Genomic DNA, 6,693 nt, shown 5'->3' with positions numbered 1-6,693 from the left:
CGCAAACGGAACATCGTCCACGATCGTTACCGCAATCGTCCCTTCAAACGTATTCCCGTCGGCATCCGTCACCCGGTACCCAAAGCTCTCGCCTGCAGGGCTCTCCGCATTCTCGCCGTTGTTGGTATCCGGGCTCGTCGTGAACGCTGTGTCCAGCGTGTACGTGTAACTGCCGTCCGCATTCAGAACCAACGTACCGTAATCACCATCGCCGTCCGCATTCGCACCGATCAGCTCAAAGGTATACGGACCCGTCCCACCAGATGGCGTGATCGAACCATCGAAAATCTCGCTGTCCGTACCGGCATTGCTGCCAGCAGGAGGACCCGCAAGACCATCCTCGTCAACCAGAACCTCATCGTCCGCTGCCGTCACCGTCACATTCGTAACATCAATCGTCAGCGTCGCAGTCGAACGGTCCCCGTCCTCATCCTCGATCGTGTACTCAAACACATCTTCCAGGACCGCTCCATCAGTGATGTCAGCATTCGCCGCATACGTGTAACTGCCGTCCACATTCAGCGTCAGCGTCCCGTACTCACCCGACAATACATAATTGCTCAAACCATCCGCAGAGGTATCCAGCGTTCCCTGGTTCACACTCGCAATGCCGATCACAGCCCCGACCGATCCGTAACCGTCCGCGCCAGATACATCCGTCCCGAACCCGTCATCATCGCTCAGGACATTGCCGCTCACATCAGCGCCTTCGCCAACCGTGTTCTCATTCGCCGTCGCAAACGGAACATCGTCCACGATATCGATATCGAGAACGTCGTTGTCGGACGAACCATCAGTATCTGTCGCTACGACTGCGAAGCTGTCCGTCAGAATGTCTTCGCCAGAAAGCAGGTGTGCATCGGTATTGTCGGACAGCGTATATTGGTAAGAGACAGTCGCTGCGACAACATCTCCGTCTATATCCAGAGTGGTCGCCACTCCGGTAACGGTAAGTGTGCCGTAAGTACCTGTAATCGTGACTGGATAGGTCACGCCGCTACCAAATATCGAAGTGCCTCCGACGCTGAGTGTTTCGAGCCCATCGGCACTGGTCACGTCAAAGGTGCCAGCTTGCGTCAGAGCGGCAGCATCAGGTGAACTGCCATCCGGTAGGTCGTCTTCATCGACAACCTCTTCCGCGCCTTGCAGATTAAAGCCGCTCAGAACGACCGGATCATCCGCACCGTTGATCGTTACCGTAACAACAGTGGTGTCGGTATCACCGTCACCATCGGTAATGGTGTAGGTAAAAACGTCCGTCAGCGTTTCAGTTTTGTCGAGCCCCTGAACGGCCGGGTTCTGGTTATCGAGAGCATATTCATAATCGCCATTGGCGAGGATCGTGATTGTTCCATAGGCACCGGCAACCCCGCCGCCAACATTGCCGGCGACATCGTCAGTGGTCTGGCCGGCAGCAACGCCAGTAACAGCTGCGCTGTCGGCGCCTTGAACATCGGCCACGCCGTCGGTGGAGTTCGCATCACCAAGAGCCACGTCAACACCAGTCAGGACATTGCCAGTTGCCAAGAGCGGGCCATCCTCGGTGACGGAATCCAAGTCCGGATTTGCCATCGGCACGTCATCGATGATCGCAATTTGCAAAGCACCGCTGCTGGTATCGCCATCCTGATCACTGACGAGCACAGCAAAGCTGTCAAACGTCTCGTCCCCAGTCGTATTGGTGTTCAATTCGTAGGTATAGCCGATCGAGCCGATCGCAACGGAATCGATAGTTAATGTGCCGAAACTGCCGGTAAAGGTCTGGCCTGCACCTGTCACAGCGATACCATCAATGGTCACCACAGCCGGGCCATCGGGCGCCGTGTAGGTAAAGGTTCCGGAGGTAATTTCACTGTCGCCAGCAGCGGCGGAGCCCGGGAACGGGCTTTCGACGCCAGCTTCATCAACCAATGCGCCGTCGCCGCCTTTGACCGGCAGGTCGAGCGAGGTAATCGAATTGGCGATACTGATGACCAGATCGGCATCAGCCACGTTTCCGTCGCCGTCCGTAATAACGTAATTGAAGGTGTCGGTAACACCGCCCGGCGTGCCCGGATCGCGCGTATAGCTGAACGTGCCATCGGCGGCGATTGTCAACGTACCGTAAGTCCCTTGCACGACATCGCCCGCAGAACCACTACCCCCGGTGCCCGAATAATCGGTAACGGCCGCGCCGTCCGCACCCTGCGTATCATTCGCAAGCACAGTGCCTCCGACCGGGCCGTATTCGCCCGGGCCAAGGCCGGCAGCGTCATCTTCCGCAGATGGCGAGTCATCGACGATGGTGATCGTCAGATCATCGCTGGCTGTATCGCCGTCCAGATCAGTTACGGAAATCACGAAAGTGACCGAAGTGTCATTCCCGCTAGTATTGTCGGCCAGGGTATATTCGTAAGTGATCGAACCATCGCCGGTCACCGGATCATAAGTGACCGCAGTGATCACCAATGTACCAATATCGTCGGAGACTATGGTCTGCGGCAGATTGCCCTGATCCACGATCACACCATTGATGGTGATACTGCCAAGACCGTCGACCGAATTGAACGTAACGGTAGCGCTTGTGGTTTCGCTCGGGTCGCTGTCGTTTTGGGGATCATCATCGGCGATTTCGCCGGTTCCCGCAGGCTCGTCATCACGCTCAGGAAGACCTGCTTCGTTTACTATCGTCCCCTCGCCCGTTTCCGGGACAAAGGTGATAACGGCAGGGCCGTTTGCAATTGCGATGGTCAGGACAGCGCTTGATGTGCTGCCGTCCTGATCGACAATTGCGTAATTGAAGGTTTCCTGGACACCACCAGGGGTGTTGACGTCACGCACGTAGGAATAAGTGCCGTCTTCATTGATGGTCAGCACACCATAGGTGCCTTGCAACGAAGCACCTGGCGCTGCACTACCGCCGGTATTGGAAAAACCGGTGACACCGCCGCCTGCCGGGAAGTCGTCCGCACCCGGGATATCGTTATCAAGGACATTACCGAGAAGCGGTTCGTGGCTACCCTGCGGAACCGTCCCGAGATCGTCAATTCCGACCGGCGCATCATCAATGATGTTCACCCTCAGGGTGGCGACGGCGACGTCTCCGTCAGCGTCGGTTACAACCGCTTCGAAATCGTCGAACCCGTTGCCGACACTGTTGTCGTCCAAGCGATAGTCGAAGCCGATCTCTCCCGTGTCGAGATTGATACTGGTGATCGTCAAAGTGCCAAAATCGCCGGCAACCGTCTGGCCGACCGCCGAAATTTCAACGCCGTTCAGCGTGATCGAACCAAGGCCATCTGTCGCTACGAAAACGATCGTTCCGCTTGTCGTTTCACTGTTGGCCGGCTCTTCGGTACCTTCGGGCTCGTCGCCCCGCTCAGGCAAGCCTGCTTCGTCGACGCTCGTTGTCGCATCGCTTGCCCCCGCAGGATTGTCATCGGTAACAATCAGTATTTCAGGCTCTTCATCCTCGATCAGGCCCGGGATGATCTCTTCTTCCAGCAGAACGCCCTGTGGCAGTTCTGTATATGGCAGCAGATCACCCAGATCGAACGCTGACTGGATCGCGCCGGGATCTGTTGCAAAGTTACCGCCGGAACTGGGATTTACGCCAGCGGTGGGATCGGTAGCACCTTCGAGCAGCGCCGCGATGTTGGCTGGAGGGATCGGGGTGCCGTCGACGATAATCTGGGGAATGATGATCGCGCCGTCAGGAACGACAATACGCGTTCCGTCGGAAAGGATGATAACAAGGTCACGGCCATCGAAATCAAGACTGTCGATCGACTGGCCATCTGGCAGCGTCACAACATTGCCGGCACCCGCCGGTATGACTTGTGTTGCCTGATTTGCTGATTTCGCTGTGGCTGGGCTCGCACTTGGTCCGGTGGTGCCCCGTGCGATATCGCTATCGCCCATTTCGCCGTCAAAGCCGTTCAGTTCTTCGCTCATCATCTTACCTCGTTATGCAGATAGAACAGCACGCCGTTTCTAATCTGCCCCCCTCGAACCCCAGCTTCACGTTTCATGTGAAACCAGGATCAGCGTATAGGACAACACCAATCCGCTATGGTTACAAGGCTGTTAAGCATCTGAACTGAATCAAAATTTTCCTGTAAATATGCTCGGGTTGCGTGAACCCAAATTTAAGTTAATGAATCGTAAAGGAAATTTCAGAGGCGCTTTGAAACCAGCCAAGAAACTGGGGTTCTTGTAAAATTTAAGCTGTTCCATTGTGTTACAATTTGAAAACCGGAAATTTCAGTATTCCTGTCGCATATTTACAATTAAGCGCATGAGCCAGACCCGAGTCGCGTGTTTCGCGAGCATCAGATGATCCGGATATCTCGAGACCCAAGAACTCGGCTGAATGCGTCCCCAACGACTGAATTTTGATATCGATCAATTCGAAGTATATTCATTTTTATATTTATAGAAATGTCGAACGATAAGACGGTTTAAAACATTACGTACAAAATCCGGGATTGATTGACCCTCGGCTATTCAAGAAGTGTTGTCTTCAGAAAATCTGGACGCGAAACTCGAATTACCAAGCCTACCATCCTTCGAGTGCTGGAATGAGATATATAGCTGATGCGGCTCGATATTCTCATTCGGCCTCAATTATTTGAAATGCGCTATCGCTAGCACGCATTGTCCAGGGCTATGTGGCAGTCGGTATTCGCGTAAGGTTGCATGCGCATATCGCTTGCGATTGTCTGCAATCGGAATTGGTTATCCGCGTTGGTGCGTCGTTGGCGATCAGTCGATGGCAGATGGCGTGCTGTCCAGCACGGGACCAGCCAGGATGGCGCAAATCTTCCTGGTGGGTGCTACGGAGATTTTTCCCGAGATGGATGCCTGCCCCTGATCCGCGTCAAGGCCTGTCATAGGCCAGACGAAACCCGACATTGCTGGTCCCCAATCCGGGATCGCGGCCTTGCCTTGATGCCGGGCGATAGCGCTGGCAGTAATTGGGCGCACAGAGATAAGAACCGCCCTTCATCACGCGGCTGGCAATGCCGGGGTTATATGGATCGTAAGCCGCATTCTCGCTTGGTCCGCGCGGATTGTCTGTGTCGGATGGATCATGACCAGGAAGATAGAAATCCTGCGTAACTTCCCAGACATTGCCCACCATATCGTGCAGCCCGAAGGCATTGGGTTCAAAGCAGCCAACTGGTGCAATGCCATGGAAACCGTCGTCTGCCGAATTCTGTACCGGAAACGCGCCCTGCCAGCTGTTGGCGCGGTCGGCTGCTGGCTGTTCTGTATAAGGCTCCGCACCTGCACCAGCTGCGTATTCCCATTCCGCCTCTGTCGGCAGGCGGCCACCTGCCCAATTGGCATAGGCCAGCATGTCGTCCCAGGCGAGATGCACAACCGGCTGATCTGCGGCGGCGTCAGGACCATCTGCGCCATAGGGCTTTTTCCAGTTGGCCCCCGGTAGATAAGTCCACCAGTCGGAAAAATTGGTCGAAGGCTGGGTCGGCGGCGTAAAAACCGCAGAGCCCGGTAGCAGAAACTCAGCCGGAATTTGCTCCACCGGAACGCCGAATAAAGCCGGATCTACGGGCTTTTCGGCGATTGTCAGATATGCGGTTTCGGCAACAAACGCAGCAAACTGGCGATTGGTGACTTCATGCACATCGATCCAGAATTCTGCCACGCTGGTTTGCCGGACGGGGCCCTCCTCGGCATAAATATTCTCCTGCCCCATTGCGAAGGTCCCTGCCTCGATACGTACAGGTTCATCCGATAGGCTGGGACAGGTCGCTGTGCTGGCAAAACCGGCCGCAGTTTTTGGAAGTGCCTGATCCGCCGCGTCATGCTCTGTATCGCTGCAGGCCGCCAACAGTCCGGCACACGCGAACGCAGCCAACGCTTCTTTGCCGAAACGACGCACCCTGACCATTACCGCGCCAGCCATCCGCCATCGACGGCAAGGATATGGCCCTGCACATAATCTGCTGCGCTACTGGCAAGGAACACTGCTGCGCCGCCAATATCTGCCGGATCGCCCCAGCGCCCTTCCGGAATACGCTCCAGGATCTGGCGGTTGCGGTTTTCGTCTGCCTGCAAGGCGGTTGTATTGTTGGTCGCGATATAGCCCGGAGCAATCGCGTTCGCATTGATGCCCTTGGTCGCCCACTCATTCGCCATCAGCTTTGTCAGACCGCCCACGCCGCTTTTGCTGGCGGTGTAGCTGGGCACCCGAATGCCGCCCTGGAAGGTCAGCATGGAGGCGATGTTGATGATTTTCCCGCGCGGCCCGTCCTGGCTCGCCCAGCCCACCATGTGGCGGGCCACAGCCTGGCTGAGGAAGAACAGCACTTTCAAGTTCACATCCATCACCGCATCCCAATCCTCTTCCGAGAAATCGAGCGCATCTTCGCGGCGGATGATGCCGGCATTGTTCACAAGGATATCGACCTTGCCAAAGGTCTCTACCGCCTCGTCCACAATGCGCTGGCACGGTTCGATAGAGGAAAGATCGGCCATGATGACATGCGCGCGCACGCCCTCTGCCTCTACCATTTGCCGCGTTTCTGCCGGATCACGCCGTGCCGTCAGCACAATATCTGCACCGGCTTTGGCCAGCGCCACGGCGATACCCTGCCCGATGCCGGTGTTGGCACCGGTCACAAGCGCTACCTTGCCCGAAAGATCGAAAACACTGGCCGACATGAACTATCCTCTTGTGATTGGAAT

Annotated in this window: 3 protein-coding genes; all 3 read right to left on the bottom strand. The window is 56.0% G+C overall.

Translation table 11 applies throughout. From position 1 onward, the window contains the following. Window positions 1-3,933: beta strand repeat-containing protein (locus tag AB731_RS13515; RefSeq protein ID WP_197076236.1), on the bottom strand; the 3,933-nt coding region annotated here is incomplete at its 3' end. A gap of 925 nt (window positions 3,934-4,858) precedes the next feature. Beyond that, window positions 4,859-5,911, bottom strand: a complete 1,053-nt coding sequence (locus tag AB731_RS13510) for a formylglycine-generating enzyme family protein (RefSeq protein ID WP_052769048.1) — start codon at window positions 5,909-5,911, stop codon at window positions 4,859-4,861. Beyond that, window positions 5,896-6,669 carry a 2-dehydro-3-deoxy-D-gluconate 5-dehydrogenase KduD gene (kduD, locus tag AB731_RS13505; protein WP_047094627.1) on the bottom strand — a complete coding sequence of 258 codons (774 nt, stop codon included), beginning with the start codon at window positions 6,667-6,669 and terminating at the stop codon, window positions 5,896-5,898. Before kduD ends, AB731_RS13510 begins: the two co-directional genes overlap by 16 nt. Window positions 6,670-6,693: the final 24 nt, after the last annotated feature.

The organism is Aurantiacibacter marinus, assembly GCF_001021555.1.
Classification (GTDB): Bacteria; Pseudomonadota; Alphaproteobacteria; order Sphingomonadales; family Sphingomonadaceae; genus Alteraurantiacibacter; species Alteraurantiacibacter marinus.
Note: the sequence above shows the minus strand (reverse complement) of the source record. Positions and strands in the feature narration are given on the sequence as shown.